Annotated in this window: 16 protein-coding genes; 9 read left to right on the top strand and 7 right to left on the bottom strand. The window is 70.2% G+C overall.

Features of this window, described 5'->3' with window-relative positions:
* Nucleotides 1-7 precede the first annotated feature (7 nt).
* From MVG78_RS03810 to MVG78_RS03790, 5 genes are all read right to left on the bottom strand, one after another.
* Nucleotides 8-1,654, bottom strand: coding sequence for an ABC transporter substrate-binding protein (locus MVG78_RS03810; protein WP_247558330.1), 1,647 nt, complete (start codon nucleotides 1,652-1,654; stop codon nucleotides 8-10).
* Nucleotides 1,651-3,183, bottom strand: a complete 1,533-nt coding sequence (gene pehA / locus MVG78_RS03805) for a phosphoric/sulfuric ester hydrolase PehA (RefSeq protein WP_247558328.1) — start codon at nucleotides 3,181-3,183, stop codon at nucleotides 1,651-1,653. Before pehA ends, MVG78_RS03810 begins: the two co-directional genes overlap by 4 nt.
* A gap of 137 nt (nucleotides 3,184-3,320) precedes the next feature.
* Nucleotides 3,321-3,890, bottom strand: a complete 570-nt coding sequence (locus MVG78_RS03800) for a chalcone isomerase family protein (protein ID WP_247558326.1) — start codon at nucleotides 3,888-3,890, stop codon at nucleotides 3,321-3,323.
* A 143-nt stretch (nucleotides 3,891-4,033) separates the two neighbouring features.
* A complete protein-coding gene (locus tag MVG78_RS03795) occupies nucleotides 4,034-7,207 on the bottom strand; it encodes an efflux RND transporter permease subunit (RefSeq protein WP_247558324.1) in 3,174 nt (1,057 codons plus the stop codon).
* 27 nt (nucleotides 7,208-7,234) lie between these two features.
* Nucleotides 7,235-8,428, bottom strand: coding sequence for an efflux RND transporter periplasmic adaptor subunit (locus MVG78_RS03790; RefSeq protein ID WP_247558323.1), 1,194 nt, complete (start codon nucleotides 8,426-8,428; stop codon nucleotides 7,235-7,237).
* Nucleotides 8,429-8,708: 280 nt separating this feature from the next.
* Here MVG78_RS03790 and MVG78_RS03785 point away from each other — a divergent pair, with 280 nt between their 5' ends.
* Nucleotides 8,709-9,254, top strand: a complete 546-nt coding sequence (locus MVG78_RS03785; protein WP_247558322.1) for a TetR/AcrR family transcriptional regulator — start codon at nucleotides 8,709-8,711, stop codon at nucleotides 9,252-9,254.
* A gap of 118 nt (nucleotides 9,255-9,372) precedes the next feature.
* Here the strand turns inward: MVG78_RS03785 and MVG78_RS03780 are convergent, their stop codons facing one another.
* Together MVG78_RS03780 and MVG78_RS03775 are read right to left on the bottom strand one after the other, a co-directional pair.
* On the bottom strand, nucleotides 9,373-10,353 hold the full coding sequence (locus MVG78_RS03780) for a tripartite tricarboxylate transporter substrate binding protein (protein ID WP_247558320.1): 981 nt from the start codon (nucleotides 10,351-10,353) through the stop codon (nucleotides 9,373-9,375).
* A gap of 159 nt (nucleotides 10,354-10,512) precedes the next feature.
* A complete protein-coding gene (locus MVG78_RS03775; RefSeq protein WP_247558318.1) occupies nucleotides 10,513-11,370 on the bottom strand; it encodes an IclR family transcriptional regulator in 858 nt (285 codons plus the stop codon).
* A gap of 84 nt (nucleotides 11,371-11,454) precedes the next feature.
* Between MVG78_RS03775 and MVG78_RS03770 the strand changes: the two genes are divergently transcribed.
* The 8 genes from MVG78_RS03770 to MVG78_RS03735 all read left to right on the top strand — a co-directional run bounded on the left by MVG78_RS03770 (nucleotide 11,455) and on the right by MVG78_RS03735 (nucleotide 19,392).
* Nucleotides 11,455-12,408 carry a cupin domain-containing protein gene (locus MVG78_RS03770; protein WP_247558316.1) on the top strand — a complete coding sequence of 318 codons (954 nt, stop codon included), beginning with the start codon at nucleotides 11,455-11,457 and terminating at the stop codon, nucleotides 12,406-12,408.
* A gap of 209 nt (nucleotides 12,409-12,617) precedes the next feature.
* The gene (gene ltnD / locus MVG78_RS03765) at nucleotides 12,618-13,535 is read left to right on the top strand and encodes an L-threonate dehydrogenase (RefSeq protein WP_247558315.1); all 918 of its coding nucleotides are present in this window, start codon (nucleotides 12,618-12,620) and stop codon (nucleotides 13,533-13,535) included.
* Nucleotides 13,535-14,803, top strand: a complete 1,269-nt coding sequence (otnK, locus tag MVG78_RS03760; protein ID WP_247558313.1) for a 3-oxo-tetronate kinase — start codon at nucleotides 13,535-13,537, stop codon at nucleotides 14,801-14,803. The genes ltnD and otnK overlap by 1 nt, the downstream gene beginning before the upstream one ends.
* A 13-nt stretch (nucleotides 14,804-14,816) precedes the next feature.
* Complete coding sequence (otnI, locus tag MVG78_RS03755; protein WP_247558312.1) at nucleotides 14,817-15,611, top strand: 2-oxo-tetronate isomerase; 795 nt, start codon at nucleotides 14,817-14,819, stop codon at nucleotides 15,609-15,611.
* A gap of 7 nt (nucleotides 15,612-15,618) precedes the next feature.
* The gene (locus MVG78_RS03750) at nucleotides 15,619-16,395 is read left to right on the top strand and encodes a DeoR/GlpR family DNA-binding transcription regulator (protein ID WP_247558311.1); all 777 of its coding nucleotides are present in this window, start codon (nucleotides 15,619-15,621) and stop codon (nucleotides 16,393-16,395) included.
* A gap of 4 nt (nucleotides 16,396-16,399) precedes the next feature.
* Nucleotides 16,400-17,365 carry a D-erythronate dehydrogenase gene (gene denD, locus MVG78_RS03745; protein ID WP_247558310.1) on the top strand — a complete coding sequence of 322 codons (966 nt, stop codon included), beginning with the start codon at nucleotides 16,400-16,402 and terminating at the stop codon, nucleotides 17,363-17,365.
* Between the two features lie 31 nt (nucleotides 17,366-17,396).
* Complete coding sequence (gene otnC, locus MVG78_RS03740; RefSeq protein WP_247558308.1) at nucleotides 17,397-18,029, top strand: 3-oxo-tetronate 4-phosphate decarboxylase; 633 nt, start codon at nucleotides 17,397-17,399, stop codon at nucleotides 18,027-18,029.
* Nucleotides 18,030-18,087: 58 nt separating this feature from the next.
* Entirely contained in the window at nucleotides 18,088-19,392 is a 1,305-nt protein-coding gene (locus MVG78_RS03735) for an MFS transporter (RefSeq protein WP_247558306.1), read from the top strand.
* Nucleotides 19,393-19,582: the final 190 nt, after the last annotated feature.

Raw genomic sequence — 19,582 nt, 5'->3', positions numbered from 1 at the left:
GATCCGCTCAGGCCGGCCAGTTGTTGGCGCGGAACTCCATGGCGAAGGCCGGCGCGGCCTTCCACCGGATATCCTTCCGCTTGGCGGTGAAGGTCGCATTCTGGTGCAGCACCGTATAGGCCGGGTCCTCGCGCTCGGCGATCTCCAGCAGGCGGCGGAAGACCTGCTTGCGGCGGGGGCGGTCGGTGCTGGTCTCCAGCTCCACGCAGAGCCGGTTCAGCTCCTCGTTGCTGTATTCGCCAACCTGCTGCTGCTGTCCGTTCGGCCCGTGCTGCGCGACGAGGGAGGAGACGGGGTCGTTGAAGGGCGCCGAGTTGGACCAGTCGCGCACCGCGCGGCCCGGGCTGCGTTCCAGGATCTGGGTCCAGTTCTCCTTCATCTCGATCTGGACGTTCAGGCCGACCTGGTTCCACATCTCCACCAGCACCTGCGCCGTCGGGGTCTGGTTGGTGTAGTAGTTGTTCAGCAGGCGATAGGGGATCGGCTCGCCCTTGTAGCCGGCCTCCTTCAGCAGGCGCTTCGCCTCGGCCGGGTCGTAGGCCGGCACCGACCAGTCGGCGATGAACATGTCGCCGTAGTATTCCCATTGCAGCCCGCGCGGCACCACGGTGCGGCCGCTCCAGAGGCTGTCCACGATCGCCTGGCGGTCGATCGCATGGGTGAAGGCGCGGCGGACCCGGGCGTCCCGCAGGGCGGGGAAGTTCTTGTCGAAGACGGTCAGGCGGTGGTTCAGGATGGTGCCGCCCTGGACCTCATAGGCCGCGTCGCGCTCGATGCCGGGGATCTGGTCGGGCGGGATGTCGCAGGCGAACTGCACCTCGCCGGAACGCAGCGCGTTGATGCGGGCCGAGACCTCCGGCACCTCCAGGAAGCGGATCTGCTTCAGCGGCGGCCGCCCGCCCCAATAGGCGTCATGCGCCACCAGGGTCAGCGACTGGTCCGGCTTGAACTCGGCGACCATGTAGGGGCCGGTGGTGACGGGCTTGCGCGCCCAGTCGAACCAGCTCGGCGCCTCGACATAGGCGCGGCGGGAGATGATCTCGCTGCCGTAGCGGGCGAGGCGGCCCTCCAGCGTCACGTCGGGGGATGCGTTGTGGAAGCGGACCGTGTACCGGTCCACCACCTCCACGCGCTCCAGCGCCGGCCAGGAGCGGCGCGCGACGGCGGGCACCTCGGGCGGCAGCTCGCGGCCGGCGCGGGTCGGGATGCCTTCGCCCTTCACCGTGATGGTGCGGCCCTGCGCCGTGGCGGGCGTGTCGCCGAACATGCGCTCGGGGCCGAAGGAGAAGGCGACATCCTCGGCCGTCATCTCGTCGCCGTTGTGGAAGCGCACGCCGGGGCGGAGCTTCAGCTCCACCGCGCTGTCGCTCAGCCGCTTCCATTCCGTGGCCAGCAGCGGCACGGCGCGCAGCTCGCCCAGCCAGTCGCGGCCGATCAGCCCTTCCCAGATCGAGGAGAAGAAGATGCGCTCGCCGACATTGGACTGCTCGCGCAGCACCTCCAGCGTGTTGGAGTTGCTGATCTTCTGCACGGCGATGTCGATGCTGCGGCGCTGGTCGCCCACGCTGGTGGATTGCGCGATGGCGAAGCGGGGCAGGCTGGCGGTGCCGAGGCCGGCGGCGCCGAGCAGCGTGGAACGGCGGGACAGGATCATCGGCGTCTCTCCTCCAGGCCCTGGGGCGTGGACCGGTAATGCGTCAGGGTGCGCTCGGCATGGCGCATGCGGTGCGACAGGGCGCGCTGCGCGTAATCCGCGACGATGGCCGCATGGGCCGGATCGTCGGCCAGGTTCACGAACTGGTTCGGGTCCTCCTCCAGGTTGAAGAGGAGGGGCGGGAGCGCCGCGAAGTGGACGTATTTCCACTGCTCGTCCTGCACCACGCAGAGCGAGCAGTCATCCATGCCGAGGCCCAGCGGCGCCTCGGGGTGCGAGTAGTAGACATCGCGGAAATCGTATTCGTAGAAGAGATGCTCGCGCCAGTCGGCGGGGCGACGGCCGCGCAGCAGCGGCAGGAGCGAGCGCCCGTCGCAGGCGCGCGGCACCTCGCCGCCCAGCCAGTCGATGATGCTGGGCAGCACGTCCACGCTCTCGGTGAAGGCGCTCTCGATGCGGCCGGCCTGTTCCGGGGCGTCCGGGTCCACCACCACCAGGGGGATGCGGAAGCTCTCGTCATGGAAGCCGATCTTGCCGAGCAGGTAGTGGTCGCCGAGCTGCTCGCCATGGTCGGAGGTGAAGATGATGAGTGTGTTCCTCCACTGGTCCGTGGCGTCGAGATGGGCGAAGACCTCGCCCAGCGCGGCATCGACCTCGGAGATCAGCCCGGCATAGGTGGCGCGCATCTGGCGGATCTCCGCCTCCTCCATCTCGTTCGCCGCGCCGCCGGCGCCGTGGAAGAAGGAGCCGCGCTGGACGCCATGCAGGTAGAAATCGAGCAGCGGGTGCTGCGCCGCTTCCTCCCGCCAGTGTGGCATGCGCACCGGGGCGGGCATCTGCTCCGGCCGGTACATGCGGTTGTAGGGTTCCGGCGCGATGAAGGGCGGATGCGGGCGGTAGTAGCCGAGATGCAGGAACCAGGGCTTGCCGCCGCGGCCCTTGAGATAGGTCAGGGCGCGCTCGGTGAAATAGGCGGTGTCGGAGAGATCGGCGGTGATGCGGCTGGGCCGGTCGGTGGCGCCGGGCACGTCGTCCATGCCTTCCGGCAGCCAGATGTCATCGCGCTTCGGCGGCAGGGGATAGCCCTTCTGCGCCAGCCAGCCGAAATAGCCGTCCATCGAGGGCTCGAAGGCGCCGACGCTGCGGAACCCGTCCATCAGGTCGCCCAACAGGGAGAAGCGCGGGTCGTTGCGGCTGGTGGTGCGCGGGTCCGGCGTGGTGGTGGTGTAGCCGATCAGCGCCGGGTCGTAGCCCACGCCGCGCAGCGCCTTACCCAGGTTCATGTGGCGCGCGTCGAGCGGCACGGTGTTCTGCACCGCACGGTGGTTCATCAGGTACAGGCCGGTCAGCAGGCTGGCGCGGGCCGGGCCGCAGGGAACCGCCGTGGTCACATGGTTGCGGAAGGTGACGCCCTCGCGGCACAGCCGGTCGAGATTCGGCGTGCGCAGGAAATCCGCGCCGAGCACGGGCATGAAATCCGCCCGCCACTGATCCACCACGATGAGAAGGACATTACGCTGAGACGCCATGAGCCGATCCGAACGTGTTCGGCGGGCGGCTTAGTCGCCCAGCACGACGCGGCCGTGATACTCAGGTGACGATCGGGTGACATTTTGGCAACCGGCCGAAACCGTCCGGTGCCGTCGCTTCCGCCTGCCGTGCGGGATCAGCGCTGTCCGAGCAGCCCGGCGCGGACATCCGGCAGCAGGCTCTGCGGCCCGATGAAGGTGGAGAGCACGACGCGGGAGAAGTTGGGGTCGGTGATCCGGCCGATGAAGCGGCCATCCGTGAAGACGTCCAGCCCGTCCGGGGTGAAGAGCAGGGAGCCGCTTTCCCCCTGGTGCACGGCCGGGACGGCGTCGAGGAAGCGGGCCACGTCCTGCGGCTGAAGGCGGCAGGGGGCGTGGCAATTGGCGGCCAGCCCTTCTTCCCAGGACTTGCGGGCATCCGGGGCGTCGATGTTGCGGGAGAAGACGAACTGGACCAGCTTCACCTGGTCCGAGCCCAGGATCTGCGCGGCATTGGAGGAAGGCCGTTCCAGATAGAGGGCGGCCACGTAGATATGCACATGCAGGATGGAATAGGTGCGCAGCGCGGTGCCGTTCAGCACCAGGCTGCGGCCGGCGACCGTCTGGGTGTCGGGGAAGGTCACCCCGTCCAGCACCGCCGCCTCCGCCCGCACCAGGCCGGCGCAGAGGAACAGGGCGGGGAGGATCGCCAGCATCCGTCTCGGCATCGTCACGCTCCAGCCAGGTTCCGTGACATTGCCCATGCGGGGCGGTGTCGCGCCAGACCGCCGCCGGGGGTGAGGGCGATCACGATTTCCGGCAGGCCCGTCCCGCAGGCCCGTCCGGGGGGGACGGGCCTGCCGGAGGCGCGTCATTCCGCCGGTGCCACGGCGCCGGCCGCCCGGCGGTCCTGGCGCCGTGCCATGGCGCTGGCGACGACATAGAAGACCGGGGTGAAGAGCAGGCCGAACAGGGTCACCCCCAGCATGCCGGCGAAGACGGCGGTGCCCAGGCTCTGCCGGATCTCCGCGCCCGCGCCCGTCGCCACGGCCAGCGGCAGCACGCCCAGGATGAAGGCCAGCGAGGTCATCAGGATCGGCCGCAGCCGCGTGCGCGCCGCGGCCTCCGCGGCCTGCCAGCGGCTCATGCCGTCGCGCTCCGCCGCCCGGGCGAATTCCACGATCAGGATGGCGTTCTTGGCCGCCAGCCCGACCAGCACCACCAGCCCGACCTGCACCAGCACGTTGTTGTCCAGCCCGCGCCAGACCACGCCGAGCAGCGCCGCCAGCACCGACATCGGCGCGATCAGCACCACCGCCAGCGGCAGCAGCCAACTCTCGTAGAGGGCGGCCAGCAGCAGGAAGACGAAGACCACGGCCAGCCCGAAGGCGAGCGGCGCGGTGTTGCCCTGCGTCGTCTCCTGCAGGGCCAGCTCCGTCCATTCGTAGGAGAAGCCGTCCGGCAGGGCCTCCTCCAGCGCCGCCTGCATCGCGGCGATGGCCTGGCCGGTGGAGGCGCCGGGCGCGGGCGTGCCCTGGATCTCCGCCGCCGGATAGAGGTTGTAGCGCGGCACGCGATAGGCCGCGCTGTCGTCCCGGAAGCTGGCCAGCGCGCCGACCGGCACCATCTGCCCGTCGGCATTGCGGGTGCGCAGCAGCGCCACGTCGCGCGGGGTGCGGCGCTGCGCCTCCTCCGCCTGGGCGGTGACGCGGTAGGTGCGGCCGAGGATGTTGAAGTCGTTCACGAAGGCCGAGCCGAGATAGACCGACAGCGTTTCCGACACCCGGTCCAGCGGCACGCCCAGCATCTCCGCCTTGGTGCGGTCCACCTCCGCCCGCAGGGTGGGCGTGGCGGTGTTGAAGAGCGAGAAGGCGAAGCCGACCTCGCCATGCTTCCGCGCCGCCGCCAGCACCGCCTGGGTCGCCTGTTCCAGCGCCCTCGGCCCGCGCCCGGCCCGGTCCTGCACATAGAGCTTGAACCCGCCGCCCGTGCCGATGCCGGGCACGGAGGGCGGCGGGATCACCAGCGCCAGAGCCTCCCGGTCCTGCGCCAGCCTGGCCTGGATCTGGCCGATGAGGGCGCCGTAGGAGACGCTCTCCTTCGCCCGCTCCTCGAAGGATTTCAGGCCGACGAAGATCACGCCCGTGTTCGGTGCGTTGGTGAAGGTGGCGCCGTCGAAGCCGGTGAAGGCGATGGCATGCTCCACCCCGGGCACGGAGAGCACCGTCTCCGAGGCGCGGCGGATCACCGCGTCGGTGCGCGACAGGGCGGCGCCGGGCGGAAGCTGGAAGGCGGCGATCAGGTAGCCGCGGTCGAGCGGCGGGATCAGCCCGGTGGGCGTGGTCCGCACCATCTGCCCCGTGGCCAGCAGCAGCCCGGCATAGAGCAGCAGCAGGATCACCGGCAGCCGCACCAGCCGCCGCGTCAGCCCGCCATAGCCCAGCGACAGCGCGTTGAAGACGCGGTTGAACCCCCGGAAGAACCAGCGGAAGGGCGCCCCGATCCAGGACAGCGGCCCGCGCGGCGCCGCATGCGCATGCGGGCGCAGCAGCAGCGCCGCCAGGGCGGGCGAGAGGGTCAGCGAGACCAGTGCCGAGAGCAGCGTCGCCACCGCGATCGTCACCGCGAACTGGCCGTAGAAGGCGCCGGCGATGCCGGAGATGAAGGCGGTCGGCACGAAGACGGCGCAGAGCACCAGGGCGATGGCGACCAGCGCCATGCCCACCTCGTCCATGGTGCGGCGGGCGGCATCGCGCGGCGTGGCGCCCTGGGCCAGGTGCCGCTCCACATTCTCCACCACCACGATGGCGTCATCCACCACGATGCCGATGGCCAGGATCAGCCCGAACATGGACAGCGTGTTCAGCGACAGCCCCAGCGCCGCCATGGCGGCGAAGGTACCGATGATCGAGACGGGGATGGCCAGGAGCGGGATCAGCGCCGCCCGCCAGGATTGCAGGAAGAGCACCACCACCACGACGACCAGCAGCACCGCCTCGCCGAAGGTGTGCACCACCGCCTCCATCGACTGCTCGATGAAGCGGGTGGTGTCATAGACCACGCCATAGGTGATGCCGGGCGGGAAGGAATGCGACAGCTCCTCCATGGTGTGGCGCACCGCCTCGGCGGTGGCGAGCGCGTTGGAGCCGGGACGCTGGTAGATCGGGATGGCCGTCGCCACCGCATTGTCCAGATAGGCGGAGACGGAATAGTCCTGGCTGCCGAGTTCCACCCGCGCGATGTCGCGCACCCGCACCGGGGCGCCGCTCGCATTGGTGGCAACCACGATCTCGCCGAACTGCTCCGGCGTGGAGAGGCGCCCCAGCGCCTGGATGTTCAGCTCGAAGCCCGCGCCCGTCCCGCCGGTGGGCGGCTTGTTCAGCCCGCCCGCCGCGACCTGGAGGTTGGCGCGGCGCAGCGCCTCCACCACCTCTCCGGCGGTGAGGCCGCGCGCCGCCACCTTGGCCGGGTCGAGCCAGACGCGCATGGAATAGTCGCGCGCGCCGAAGACCTGCACGTCGCCGATCCCGTCCAGCCGCGCCAGCCGGTCGCGCACGTTCAGCGTGGCGTAGTTGGAGACGTATTGCTGATCGCGCGACCCGTCCGGCGAATACATGTGCACGACCATCATCAGGTCGGGCGAGGCCTTGCGCACCACGAGGCCCAGCCGCCGCACCTCCTCCGGCAGGCGCGGCTCGGCGATGGCGACGCGGTTCTGCACCAGCACCTGCGCCGCATCCACGTCGGTGCCCTGGCGGAACACCACGTTGATGGACAGCTTGCCGTCGCCCGTGGACTGGGAGTTCAGGTAGAGCATCCCCTCCACGCCGTTCACCTCCTGCTCGATCGGCGTGGCCACGGTCTCCGCCACCGTGGCGGCGGAGGCGCCGGGATAGTTCGCCGTGATCGTCACGGTAGGGGGCGCGATGTCGGGATACTCGCTGATCGGCAGGCGCAGCAGGGCGATGCCGCCGACCAGGGTGATGGCGATGGAGATCACCGCGGCGAAGACCGGCCGGTCGATGAAGAAGCGGGCGAAGCGCATGGCGCGGCTCCTGCGGCACTGGCGGCGCTATCGCGCCTGGGTCTGGTTCTGCGTGAGTTGCGCGTTGGCGGGGCCGATGCGCCCGGCCTCGGCGGTGACGCGGCTGCCGGGGCGGGCGAGGTGCAGCCCCGCCACCACCACCCGGTCCTCCGGCGCCAGCCCGCTGCGGATCACGCGCAGGCCGTCCACCAGGGGCCCGAGCGAGACGGGCTTCGGCACCACCGTGCCGTCCTGCGCCACGGTCAGCACCATGCGCTCGGCCTGGTCCGCCGCCACCGCGGCATCGGGCAGCAGCAGGGAGTCGGAGGCCCCGGTCCGCAGCCGCAGCCGGGCGAAGACGCCGGGGGTCAGGAACAGGTCCGGGTTCGACAGCAGCGCCCGGGCGCGCACCGTGCCGCTGCGCGGGTCCAGCGCCACGTCGGTGAAATCCATGCGCCCCTGGTGATCCCAGCCGTCCTCGTCGGCGAGGCGGATCTCCACCGGGTTGCCCTGGTCCGCGCGGGTGGGCTGGTCGCTGGGCCGCGCGCCGCTGCGCGCCAGCCGGGCGAGGCGGAGATAGTCGGATTCCGGCGCGTCGAAGACGGCATAGATCGGGTCGATCCGCAGGATCGTGGTCAGCAGCGTCTCGCCCGACTGCACCAGGTTCCCCGCATCCACCCGGCGATCGGAGATGCGGCCGCCGATCGGGGCGCGGATCTCGCTCCATTCCAGGTCGAGCTGCGCCTTGCGGAGCGCGGCCTGGGCGGCGTCGCGCTGCGCCACGGCCTCCGCCAGGGCGGCGCGGCGGGCGTCGAGCTGCGCCACCGGGGCGATGCGGCTGCCGACCAGCGGCAGGGTGCGGTCCACCTCCTGCTGCGCCAGCACGAGCTGGGCCTGGGTGCGGGCCAGCTCGGCCTGGGCGCTGTCCACCGCGATCTCGAAGGGGCGGCGGTCGAGGGTGAAGAGCAGGTCGCCCTGCCGCACCACCTGCCCGTCGCGGAAATGCACCGCCTCCACCTGTCCGGAGACGCGGGCACGGAGCTGGACGCGGGCGGAGGGTTCCAGCCGGGCGAGGTGCTCGTCCCACTCGGTGACCTGCCGCCGCAGCGGCTGGGCGACGGTGACGGCGGGGGGTGCGGTGCCCGGCTGCTGCGCCAGGGTGGCATGCGGCAGGGAAGGAGCCGCCATCGCCAGGGTGAGAAGGAGGAGGGCGACCAGAGGCTTGCGTTCGGGAGGGTGCATGACCTATCTCCTGGTCGGGTGATACCGACCGGTTCGTCACCTATTGATACGTACCGGTCAGTCTCATTGCAAGGGGTCGGGCCCGTGGGATGGCTCGGCCCGGGGCGCAATCCAGGAGCCCGGCGGCGAGGCTCGGTCGTTCTCTTCCCTCGCAGGCCCGGCCCGTTCAGGTGCAGGAGGCAAGGAGGAAGCCGTGAGCGAAGCCAGGACCGGCCAGACCCCGAAAGGGGAACCCGAGAGGGATGCTGCCGGGAATGCGGGACCGCCGGACAAGCGCCCCGTGGCGCAACGTGTCCGCGAGGCGGCCCGCGAGCTGTTCTATCGCCAGGGCATCCATGCCACCGGCGTGGACGAGATCTGCCGGGTCGCCGGCACCACGAAGATGGGTCTCTACCGCGCCTATCCCTCCAAGGACGCGCTGATCGAGACGATCCTGCAGGAACGCTGCGAGGCGCAGGAGAAGCTGGCCTGCGTCACCGGGGATGACTCGCTCTCCCCGCGCGAACGGCTCCTGGCCTTCGTCAACATGGCCGCGGCGACGGTGCTGACGCCGGGTTTCCGGGGCTGCCCGCTGGGCCTCGCCATCGCGGAATTCCCCGATCCCGGGCATCCGGCGCGGCAGGTGGCGGACCACCACAAGCAGGCGATGCGCGAGACGCTGCGCCGCCTCTGCACCGAGGCCGGCGCCCCCGCCACGCTGGGCGATTCCCTGCAACTGCTGATCGAGGGGGCCTTCGCCGTCGCCCCCGCTCTGGGCAATGAGGCGGCCTCCCGCTCGCTGGAAAGCTCCGCCCATGCGCTGATCGCGGCCAGCCTGCCGGCCTGAGGGGCGCCCCTGATCCGCTTGGTCCCCGGGGAAGGTTCCACTTTCCCCGGGGGCCATCCGCCAGGACGCTGCGCGCCCGGGACCCGGTTCGCTGGTGGCCGGATCGCCGCAGGGACGGTCAGAGCTGCGGCTCGATCTTCCGCTCCCGGATCACCTGGGCCCAGGTCGCGGTTTCCGACCGGATGCAGGCGGCGAAATCCGCCATGGATTCATCGGACAGGCTGAGGCCCTGGGCGGCGAGGGCACCGCTCGTCCGCGGCTCGTGCAGGATGCGGGCGACCGTGCCGTGGATCTCCTCCGCCAGGGCCGGCGGCACGGCGCGCGGGGCCAGCAGCCCGTACCAGGAGGTGATGTCGAAGCCCTCCACACCCAGCTCGCCCAGCGTCGGGATCTCCGGCATCACCGGGGTGCGCTGCGCCGTGGTGAGGGCCAGGGCGCGGAGCTGGCCGTCGCGCACCGCCTCCAGCACCGCCGGCAGGTTGGTGAAGAGAAGCTGCACCTGCCCCGACATCACATCCGTCGCCGCCTGGCTGGAGCCCTTGTAGGGGACATGCAGCATGGGGATGCCGGTCCTCTGCGCCAGCAGCTCGCCCGCCAGGTGCAACTGGCTGCCGAAGCCCGGGCTGGCATAGGTCACGCCATCCTTCTGCGCCTTCGCATAGGCCAGCAGTTCCTGGATGTCGCGCACCGGCAGGCGCGGGTCGCAGACGAGGACGTTCGGCGCCGTGGCCAGCAGGTTCAGCGGCCGGAAGTCCCGCTCCACATCGAAGGGCAGGTCGCGCATCAGCGTGGGGTTGATGGTCAGGTTGCCCGCCGGGACCAGCAGCAGCGTGTGCCCGTCCGGCGCCGCGCGGCGCACCGCGTCGATGCCGATATTGCCCTGCGCGCCCACGCGGTTGTCCACCACCGTGCTCTGGCCGCTGCCCGTCTGCAGCCCCTGCGCCACCACGCGCGCCAGCACGTCCACCGGCCCGCCGGGCGTGAAGGGGGCGACGATGGTGACCGGGCGCGAAGGCCAGGAGGCGGCGGCGAGGGCTGCGGTGGCGCCGAGCAGGGCGCGGCGGCCCAGCGGGGCATAGGCCGTGATGGGGGGGAACATGAGGGACTCCCGTTCAGGATCGTTTGTTGGGACGCGTGGCCGGCGTTTCGGCCTGTTGGGAAGCGGAGGGGTGGCTCCGCTTCCGGCTTTCCCGGTCCCGGCCGGAGGAATTCCCGGCCGGGGGGCATGGGGGGAGGCGGGGGGGTTGGCGGGGCGGCCTCAGCCGCCTGCCTTGCGGGGCTGGGATGCGGTCTCTGCCGGCGCGTGGCCCAGCGCCCGGGAAATCGCGGCGGCGCTGGCCGCGACCTCCTGCGCCAGGGGGCCGCGCAGTTCCGCCTCCGTCACCAGCAGCGCGACGGTGGAGATGTTGATCGCCGCCACGACACGGCCCGAGACGTCGCGGACCGGTGCCGCGATGCTCGTCACCCCGGCCTCATAGCCGGCGACATTGGTGACGGTGCCGGAGGCCCGGTCCAGCCGCGCCTGTTTCAGCAGCGCGGGCAGGGTGGCCGGCGTGCGGCCGCTGTAGGATTCCAGCCCGGCATCGCGGTAGAGCGCCTCGATCGCCGCATCCTCCAGCCCCGCCAGCAGCACGCGGCCCATGCCGGTGGCATGCGCGGGCAGGCGCGAGCCGACCTGCACCACCGAGGACACCGCGCGCCGCGTCGGCATCCGCATCAGGTAGACGACGTCCCGTCCCTCCAGCACGCCCAGATGGGCGGACCAATGGGTGCGGTCGCGCAGCGCCTCCAGATGCGGCGCGGCGACCTCCAGCAGGTCGCGGGAGGCGATGTAGCCATAGCCCAGCCGCAGCACGGCCGGGCCCAGCGCGTAGGTGCGCGTCTGCGGGTCGTGCACCAGGAAGCCGAGCTGGTCCAGCGTATAGACCAGCCGGTAGGCGGCGGAGCGGGTGATGCCCAGCGCCGCGCCGATCTCCACCAGCGTCATGCGGCGGCGTTCGGGGGTGAAGGCCTGCAGCGCCTGCAGCCCGCGCACCAGGCCGGGCACGAGGTAGCGGTCATCCGCCTCGCCCGCCGCCGCGCGGGAGGCGTCCGCATCGGAAATTTGTTTGCCCATAAAACAGTGTATAGCAGGCCAACACAATCCTGGCTACACCGGACTCCGGACGGCACGGCCGCACCTGCAAGGAAGGAGTTCCGGATGAACGTCATCGCCCCCCCCGCCGCGGTCTCGCTGGAGGTGGACCTGCAGCGCCATATCGGCCGCCACGCGCAGAAGGCCTTCGACTGGGACGCCTTCCCCTCCAACCGCGGCTTCCCGGAACTGTCCCGCGCGCAGATGCGCTATATCGGCGCCGGCGGCTCGCCCAAGGTCGGCGACACCTCCACCATGAAGGCCGACAACTTCACGCTGAGCCTGATCCACAAGGAGCCAGGCAAGTACGCGGCCTGCCACGCGCATGAGATCGAGGAGAGCTTCCTCATCATCGACGGCGTGCTGACCGTGGGCTGGGAGCAGGACGGGCAGGTGGTCGAGGTCAAGCTCGGCCCCAAGGACATGATCCTGAACGCCCGCGACGTGCCGCACGGCTTCCGCAACGAGGGCGTGAAGCCCGTGCTGATGAGCATCAGCGTCGATGTCGGCAAGCCCGAGCCGCCGCGCTATGTCTACCACCCGAAGGACACCGATGCCGCGCTCGCCCGTGCCTTCGGCGCGAAGCCGGGGCAGACGGAGATGCTGTCCACCGAGGGCACGCACCCGTTGCAGCAGCTCATGGCCCACCACGTCATCCGCTTCACCCAGCAGCCGGTGATCCGTGAGAAGGCGGGCTTCTTCCGCAAGATCTATGTCGGGGAGGGCGGCGTGCAGTCCACCACCGCCCGCAAGGAGATGCTGGGCATCCCCCGCGGCGTCGGCGTGAAGCCCTATGTGCGCGATGTCGAGGACGCCTATCTGGTGCTCGAAGGCTGCGTCACCGTCGGCTGGGTCGGCGATGACGGCCAGGTCGTGGAATCGAAGCTCGGCCCGCTCGACGTGGTGAAGACCCCCGCCGGCCGGCCGCACTACTTCCGCAACGACGACTTCAGCGACGCCACCCTCTTCCTGGTGGTGGGTGATTCCGGCAAGGAAACCGTCACCTACGAAGCGGCCTGAGCCGCGGGGCGCCGCTTCCGCCGGGGGAAGGCCGCAGGCCTCCCCCGGCCCGCGCGCCAGCCGGTTTTCCCCAGGGGAAGCGGCGCTGATGTGAAAATCTATCTCCTTCGTGTGAATTTTTGTGCTTTTTGCTCTTAACGGCGCCTGGATCGGGGCTATAACCCCGGCCACGCGCAAGCGGGCGATCAGAAATTCACATCGGAGGACCGATGAGCAGCGACAACCGGTACCGGGTCTGTGTGGTCGGCCTCGGCTCCATGGGCATGGGCGCGGCGCGCTCCTGCCTCGCGGCTGGGCTGGCGACCTATGGCGCCGATCTGAACCCCGCGGCCTGCCAGGCGCTCACCGAGGCCGGCGCGGTCGCGGCGGGGCCGGATGCCGGTGCCTTCGCCGGGGAGCTGGATGCCGTGCTGCTGCTGGTGGTGAACGCCGCGCAGTGCCGTGCGGTGCTGCTGGGCGAGAACGGGCTGGCGCGGAGGCTGCGCCCAGGCACCGGCGTCATGGTCTCCGCCACCATCTCCGCCGCCGATGCCCGCGCCCTGGCCACGGAGCTGGAAGCGATGGGCCTGCTGATGCTGGACGCGCCGGTTTCCGGTGGCGCCGCCAAGGCGGCGGCCGGGCAGATGACGGTGATGGCCGCCGGGCCGAAACCGGCCTTCGACCGGCTGCGCCCCGTGCTCGATGCGGTCGCGGGCAAGGTCTATGAGATCGGCGCCGAGATCGGCCTCGGCGCCACGGTGAAGATCATCCACCAGCTTCTCGCCGGCGTGCATATCGCGGCGGGGGCCGAGGCCATGGCGCTGGCGGCCAGGGCGGGCATCCCGCTCGGCACGATGTACGAGGTGGTGACCAACGCCGCCGGCAACAGCTGGATGTTCGAGAACCGGATGAAGCATGTGGTCGATGGCGACTACACGCCGCATTCGGCGGTGGACATCTTCGTGAAGGACCTGCGGCTGGTGACGGAAACGGCGCTGTCGCTGGGCTTCCCGCTGCCGCTGGCCAGCACCGCCTATACGATGTTCGCCAATGCCAGCAATGCGGGCCATGGCCGCGAGGACGATGCGGCGGTGATCAAGACCTTCGCCGGCATCGAGCTGCCGGGCGTGGAAGGGAAGACCAAGTGATGGCCGCCACCATGCGTCTGGGCGTGATCGCCGACGACTTCACCGGCGCGACCGACATCGCCGGCTTCCTGGTGGCCAACGGGCTGCGTACCGTGCAGCTCAACGGCGTGCCGCCGGAGGATCTGGCGGTCGAGGCCGATGCCGTGGTCATCAGCCTGAAGACCCGCTCCTGCCCGGTGGAGGAGGCGGTGTCGCAGAGCCTCGCCTCGCTGAAGTGGCTGCAGGCGCGGGGCTGCCCGCAGTTCTTCTTCAAGTACTGCTCCACCTTCGACAGCACGCCCAGGGGCAATATCGGCCCGGTGACGGATGCGCTGCTCGACGCGCTGGGGGAGGATTTCACGGTGATCTGCCCGGTCCTGCCGGTGAACGGGCGCACCATCTACAACGGCTATCTCTTCGTGAACGGCGTGCCGCTGGAGGAATCCGGCATGCGGCACCATCCCGTCACGCCGATGACCGACAGCAACCTGATGCGCCTGATGGACGCGCAGTCCCGTGGCAGGACGGGCAACGTGCCGAGCAGCGTCATGGACCAGGGCGCTGATGCCGTGCGCGCGGCGCTGGCGGCGCTGAAGGCCAAGGGCTTCCGCTATGCCGTGCTGGACGCGCTGAGCGACGCGCATCTGGTGGTGATGGGCCAGGCCGTGGCGGAGATGAGACTGGTCACCGGCGGCTCCGGCCTCGCCGACGGCATGGCGCGGGCCTGGAAGACGGAAGGCGACGCGGCCAGCGCCGCCGCCGAGGGCCGCCCGGCCAGGGGCCGCGCCATCGTGCTCTCCGGCTCCTGCTCGCAGATGACCAATGCCCAGGTGGCCGCCTATCGCGCCGCCGCGCCGTCGCTCTTCGTCGAGGTCGAGCGCAGCCTGGGCGATGCCGAAGCCTATGCGCAGGAGCTGGCGGACTGGGTGCTGGCGCAGCCGAAGGGCGAATGGGCGCCGCTGGTCTATGCCACCACCGAACCGGCGAAGCTGAAGGAGATCCAGGCCCGCTTCGGCGCCGCCGAGGCGAGCGAGGCGGTGGAGCGCGTTTTCGGCGCCCTGGCGCGGAAGCTGGAGGCGGCGGGCTTCGACCAGTTCATCGTCGCGGGCGGCGAGACCTCCGGCATCGTCACCCAGTCGCTGGGCATCGGCGGCTTCCATATCGGGCCGCAGATCGCGCCGGGCGTGCCCTGGGTGAAGGCGGTCGGGAAGCCGCTCTCCCTGGCGCTGAAGTCGGGGAATTTCGGAGGCGAGCGCTTCTTCTTCGAAGCGCAGGACCTGGCGGGCTAAGGAGACGGACGACATGCCGCGTTTTGCTGCCAATCTCTCGATGATGTTCACCGAGGTTCCTTTCCTCGACCGCTTCGCCGCGGCCGCCAGGGCGGGGTTCCAGGCGGTGGAGTTCCTCTTTCCCTACGAGCACCCGCCGGAGGTTGTGGCGGAGAGGCTGAAGGCCGCCGGGCTGACCCAGGCGCTGTTCAACATGCCGCCGGGCGACTGGGCGAATGGCGAGCGCGGCATGGCCGCCATCCCGGGCCGCGAGCAGGAATTCCGCGACAACGTCGCCATCGCCCTGCGCTATGCCAAGGCGCTGGGCTGCAAGACGCTGCATGGCATGTCCGGCATCACCGCCGGCATGGACCGCGCGGCCTGCGAGAACGCCTTCGTCGAGAATTTCCGCCACGCCGCCGACATGCTGGCGCCGGAAGGGATCACCCTGCTGGTGGAGCCGATCAACAGCCGCAACATGCCCGGCTATTTCATCGCGCATCAGCTGGAGGCGGTGGCGCTGGTGGAGCGCGTCGGGCGGCCGAACGTCTCCGTGCAGCTCGACCTCTACCATGCGCAGATCATGGATGGCGACCTGACGAAGCTGATCGAGAAGATGGACGGCAGGTTCGCCCATGTGCAGATCGCCTCCGTGCCCGAGCGGCACGAGCCGGACGAGGGCGAGCTGAACTACCCGCATCTTTTCGCCGTGCTCGACCGCGTCGGCTACAAGGGCTGGGTGGGCTGCGAGTACAACCCGCGCGGCGAGACCGAGGCCGGGCTGGGCTGGTTCGCCCCCTACAAGACGCCTGCCTCCGGGACCCGCTGAGGCCAGCATGATTCCCGCCGAGCGTCAGAAGCTGATCCTCGCCCGCCTCGCCGAGCGCGGCGTGCTGAGCATCAGCGAACTGACCGAGCTGCTGGACGTCTCGCACATGACCGTGCGGCGCGACATCCAGCAGCTGGAGCGGGAAGGCCAGGTGATGTCGGTGGCCGGCGGCCTCCGCCTGCCGGAACGCATCTCCTTCGAGCCGTCGCATGTCAGCAAGGCGGTGATGGCCCATGCGGCGAAGGTGGCGATCGGCCGCATGGCGCTGGACTTCATCCCGCGCGGCGGCATCCTCTACCTCGATGCCGGCACCACGACGCTGGAGATCGCCAAGGGCCTCGCCGGGCGCAGCGACATCGCCGTCGTCACCAACGACTTCGTCATCGCCGCCTTCCTGATGCGGGAGGCGGGGTGCCGCCTCTACCACACCGGCGGGCAGGTGGAGCGCGAGAACCAGTCCTGCGTCGGCGACCCCGCCGCGGAGGCGATCCGCCGCTTCAACTTCGACCTCGCCTTCATCTCGACCTCCTCCTTCGGCCTGCGCGGCGTTTCCACGCCGTCGGAGAACAAGGTGGCGGTCAAGCGGGCCGTGGCGCAGAGCGCCTCCCGCAGCATCCTGGTGACGGACAGCAGCAAGTACGGGCGCATCGGCACCTTCAACGCCCTGCCGCTCGAGGCGCTTTCCGCCATCATCACCGATTCCAACCTGCCCGAGGATGTGCGCGACGCGATCATCCACCGGGGCCTCGCCCTGCACATCGCCGTGCCAGGGGCGGAGGGATAGGAGCATGCCCATGCAGATCATCGTCACCGGCGGCGCCGGCTTCCTCGGCAGCCGCGTGATCCGCGCCCTCCTGGCCGGCGCCGGGACGAAGGAGGGCCTGCCGGCCTTCGACCGCATCGTCTCGGTCGATCTCGCCCCCTGCCCGGTCGAGGATGCGCGCGTCTCCTCCGTCACCGGCGACATCGCCGACCCGGGTTTCGTGCGCGGCCTGGTCACGGCGGAGACGGCCGGCATCTATCACCTCGCGGCGGTGCTGAGCGGGCAGTCGGAGCAGGATTTCGACCTCAGCATGCGGGTGAACGTGGATGGCACCCGTGCCCTGCTGGAGGCCGCCCGCGCCACCGGCAAGGCGCCACGCTTTGTCTTCGCCAGCTCGCTGGCCGTCTTCGGCGGGGAGATGCCGGCGGTGGTGCCCGAGACCATGGCGACCATGCCTGCCTCCTCCTATGGCGCGCAGAAGGCGATCGGCGAGATCCTGGTCAACGACTATTCCCGCAAGGGCTTCGTCGATGGCCGCGTCTGCCGCCTGCCGACCATCGTGGTGCGCCCGGGCAAGCCGAACTCCGCCGCCTCCTCCTTCGCCAGCGGCATCATCCGCGAGCCCCTGGCCGGCATCGCCTCCAACTGCCCGGTGCCGCTGGAAACGAGGATGTGGCTCTCCTCCCCGGATGTGGTGGTGGCCAACCTCGTCCATGCCCTGGCCGTGCCGGGCGAGCGCATCGGCGGCTGGCGGGTGCTGAACCTGCCCGGCATCTGCGTCACCGTCGGCCAGATGCTGGAAAGCCTGGAGCGCGTCGGCGGCCCCGCCCCGCGCGCCCTGGTGACGCAGGAGCCGGAGCAGCGGGTGATCGACATCGTCTGTTCCTGGCCCGGCGATTTCGAGGTGGGCCGCCCGCTCGCCCTCGGCTTCACCCGCGACGGCGATTTCGACGCCGTGGTGCAACAATACAAGGACGAATTCGTCCGCTGACCTCCGACCTCTGCTGCAGGGACATGCGAACATGACCGAGTCCGAACTGCGTGAACTTCTCGTCGAACTCGGCGCGAGTCTCTTCGCACGCGGCTATTCCGTCGGCAGCGCCGGCAATATCAGCGTGCGCCTGCCCGACGGCTACCTGATGACGCCGACCAACTCCTGCCTCGGCCGGCTGAAGGCGGAGCGCATCAGCAAGCTCGACCCGGACTGGAGGCATGTGGGCGGCGACAAGCCCTCCAAGGAGGTCTTCATGCACCGCGCCGTGCTGACCGCGCGGCCGGAGGCGGGGGCGGTGGTGCATCTGCACTCCACCTACGCCACCGCCATCGGCTGCCTCGCCGGGCCGGAGGATACGGCGCCGATCCCGCCGCTGACGCCCTATTTCGTCATGCGCGTGGGCCGGGTGCTGCCGGTGATCCGCTACTACCGCCCCGGCGACGCGGCGATGGAGCGGGAGATCCACGAAGCCGCCCGCGAGGCCCGCGCGGTGCTGCTCGCCAATCACGGGCCAGTGGTGTCCGGCAAGACACTGACCGACGCGGTCTATGCCGCGGAGGAGCTGGAGGAATCGGCCAAGCTCGCGCTGCTCCTGCAGGGGCGCGGGGCCAGGGAACTGTCCACGGAGCAGGTCGAGGATCTTCTCCGCACCTTCAACTGAGAGAGACACGGTCCGCCGCGCCCCCGTTGCACCGGCGCGGCCGATCTGGAGGAACACTATGAGCGCACATGCCGGCGCCGCGAGCCTTGCTCCGGCGGCGACGGAGGACGGCCTGTACCGCAAGGTCGCCTTCCGCATCATGCCTCTGCTGATGCTCTGCTACGTCGTGGCCTATCTGGACCGCGTCAATGTCGGCTTCGCCAAGCTGCAGATGTCGCAGGAACTGGGTTTCAGCGAGACCGTCTTCGGCCTGGGCGCCGGCATCTTCTTCCTCGGCTATTTCTTCTTCGAGGTGCCGAGCAACATCATCCTGCACAAGGTGGGGGCGCGCATCTGGATGGCGCGCATCATGATCACCTGGGGCATCCTCTCCGCGCTCTTCATGTTCGTGGAGAATGCCTGGCAATTCTATGTGCTGCGCTTCCTGCTCGGCGTGGCGGAGGCCGGCTTCTATCCGGGCGTCATCCTCTACCTCACCTACTGGTTCCCCTCGAACCGCCGCGCCAAGATGTTCGCCATCTTCCAGGCGGGCAGCCCGGCCGCCGGCATCCTCGGCAACCCGCTCTCCGGCTGGATCATGCAGAGCTTCGACGGCATCAAGGGCTGGAGCGGCTGGCAGTGGATGTTCCTGATCGAGGCCGTGCCCGCCGTCGTACTGGGCCTCGTCCTGCTCGCCTATCTCGACAATGGCGTGAAGAGCGCGAAGTGGCTGGACGAGGACGAGAAGGACATCCTCGCCCGCAACATCGCGGCCGATGGCAGCGGCAAGGATGAGCACCAGTCCGTCTTCGTCGTGCTGCGCGACCCGCGCATCTGGGTGATGTGCCTGATCTACTTCAGCTTCGTCATGGGCCAGTACGGGCTGACCTTCTGGATGCCGACGCTGGTGAAGGCCTCCGGCGTGTCGGGCGACTTCAACATCGGCCTGCTCAGCGCCATCCCCTTCATCTGCGCCATCATCGCCATGGTGGGCTTCAGCCGCAGCGCCGATGCGCGGCGCGAGCGCCGCTGGCACCTGGTGGTCCCGGCACTGCTGGGGGCCGTAGGCTTCATCATCGCGGCGACGGCGTCCAGCACCACCATCGCGATCATCTTCCTCTCGATGGCCGCGGCGGGCGTGCTGGCCTGCGCGCCGCTCTTCTGGTCGCTGCCCACCGCCTTCCTGTCCGGCGCGGCGGCGGCCTCGGGCATCGCCCTCATCAACTCGGTGGCCAATCTGGCGGGCTTCGCCAGCCCTTACCTGATCGGCACGCTGCGTGACATGACCCAGTCCTCGGCCATGGGCATGTACGTGCTGGCGGGCTTCCTGGTGCTCGGCGCGGCCATCGTGCTGATGGTTCCGGCCAAGCTGGTGAACCGCTGACGCAGCGGCTTTCCCCGCCCCATCGGAAAACAGGCGCCCGCCGCGGCAATGCGGCGGGCGTTTTTCTTTGGGGTCCTTCGGTCCGCTGGGAGCCCCGCCGATCCACCTGCGCTCAGGGATCGGGTCCGGGACTGACCTTGCCCACCAGTGCCAACGAAAGGCGGGGTCTGGGGAGATACCATCTCCCCAG

This window comes from Roseomonas gilardii subsp. gilardii (assembly GCF_023078375.1).
In the GTDB taxonomy this organism is placed as follows: Bacteria; Pseudomonadota; Alphaproteobacteria; order Acetobacterales; family Acetobacteraceae; genus Roseomonas; species Roseomonas gilardii.
Note: the sequence above shows the minus strand (reverse complement) of the source record. Positions and strands in the feature narration are given on the sequence as shown.

Bases quoted from the DNA above. Each gene is read 5' to 3' on its own strand.
- MVG78_RS03810 (WP_247558330.1), bottom strand. From the start codon at position 1,654: ATGATCCTGTCCCGCCGTTCCACGCTGCTCGGCGCCGCCGGCCTCGGC.
- pehA (WP_247558328.1), bottom strand. From the start codon at position 3,183: ATGGCGTCTCAGCGTAATGTCCTTCTCATCGTGGTGGATCAGTGGCGG.
- MVG78_RS03800 (WP_247558326.1), bottom strand. From the start codon at position 3,890: ATGCCGAGACGGATGCTGGCGATCCTCCCCGCCCTGTTCCTCTGCGCC.
- MVG78_RS03795 (WP_247558324.1), bottom strand. From the start codon at position 7,207: ATGCGCTTCGCCCGCTTCTTCATCGACCGGCCGGTCTTCGCCGCGGTG.
- MVG78_RS03790 (WP_247558323.1), bottom strand. From the start codon at position 8,428: ATGCACCCTCCCGAACGCAAGCCTCTGGTCGCCCTCCTCCTTCTCACC.
- MVG78_RS03780 (WP_247558320.1), bottom strand. From the start codon at position 10,353: ATGTTCCCCCCCATCACGGCCTATGCCCCGCTGGGCCGCCGCGCCCTG.
- MVG78_RS03775 (WP_247558318.1), bottom strand. From the start codon at position 11,370: ATGGGCAAACAAATTTCCGATGCGGACGCCTCCCGCGCGGCGGCGGGC.
- MVG78_RS03770 (WP_247558316.1), top strand. From the start codon at position 11,455: ATGAACGTCATCGCCCCCCCCGCCGCGGTCTCGCTGGAGGTGGACCTG.
- ltnD (WP_247558315.1), top strand. From the start codon at position 12,618: ATGAGCAGCGACAACCGGTACCGGGTCTGTGTGGTCGGCCTCGGCTCC.
- otnK (WP_247558313.1), top strand. From the start codon at position 13,535: ATGGCCGCCACCATGCGTCTGGGCGTGATCGCCGACGACTTCACCGGC.
- otnI (WP_247558312.1), top strand. From the start codon at position 14,817: ATGCCGCGTTTTGCTGCCAATCTCTCGATGATGTTCACCGAGGTTCCT.
- MVG78_RS03750 (WP_247558311.1), top strand. From the start codon at position 15,619: ATGATTCCCGCCGAGCGTCAGAAGCTGATCCTCGCCCGCCTCGCCGAG.
- denD (WP_247558310.1), top strand. From the start codon at position 16,400: ATGCCCATGCAGATCATCGTCACCGGCGGCGCCGGCTTCCTCGGCAGC.
- otnC (WP_247558308.1), top strand. From the start codon at position 17,397: ATGACCGAGTCCGAACTGCGTGAACTTCTCGTCGAACTCGGCGCGAGT.
- MVG78_RS03735 (WP_247558306.1), top strand. From the start codon at position 18,088: ATGAGCGCACATGCCGGCGCCGCGAGCCTTGCTCCGGCGGCGACGGAG.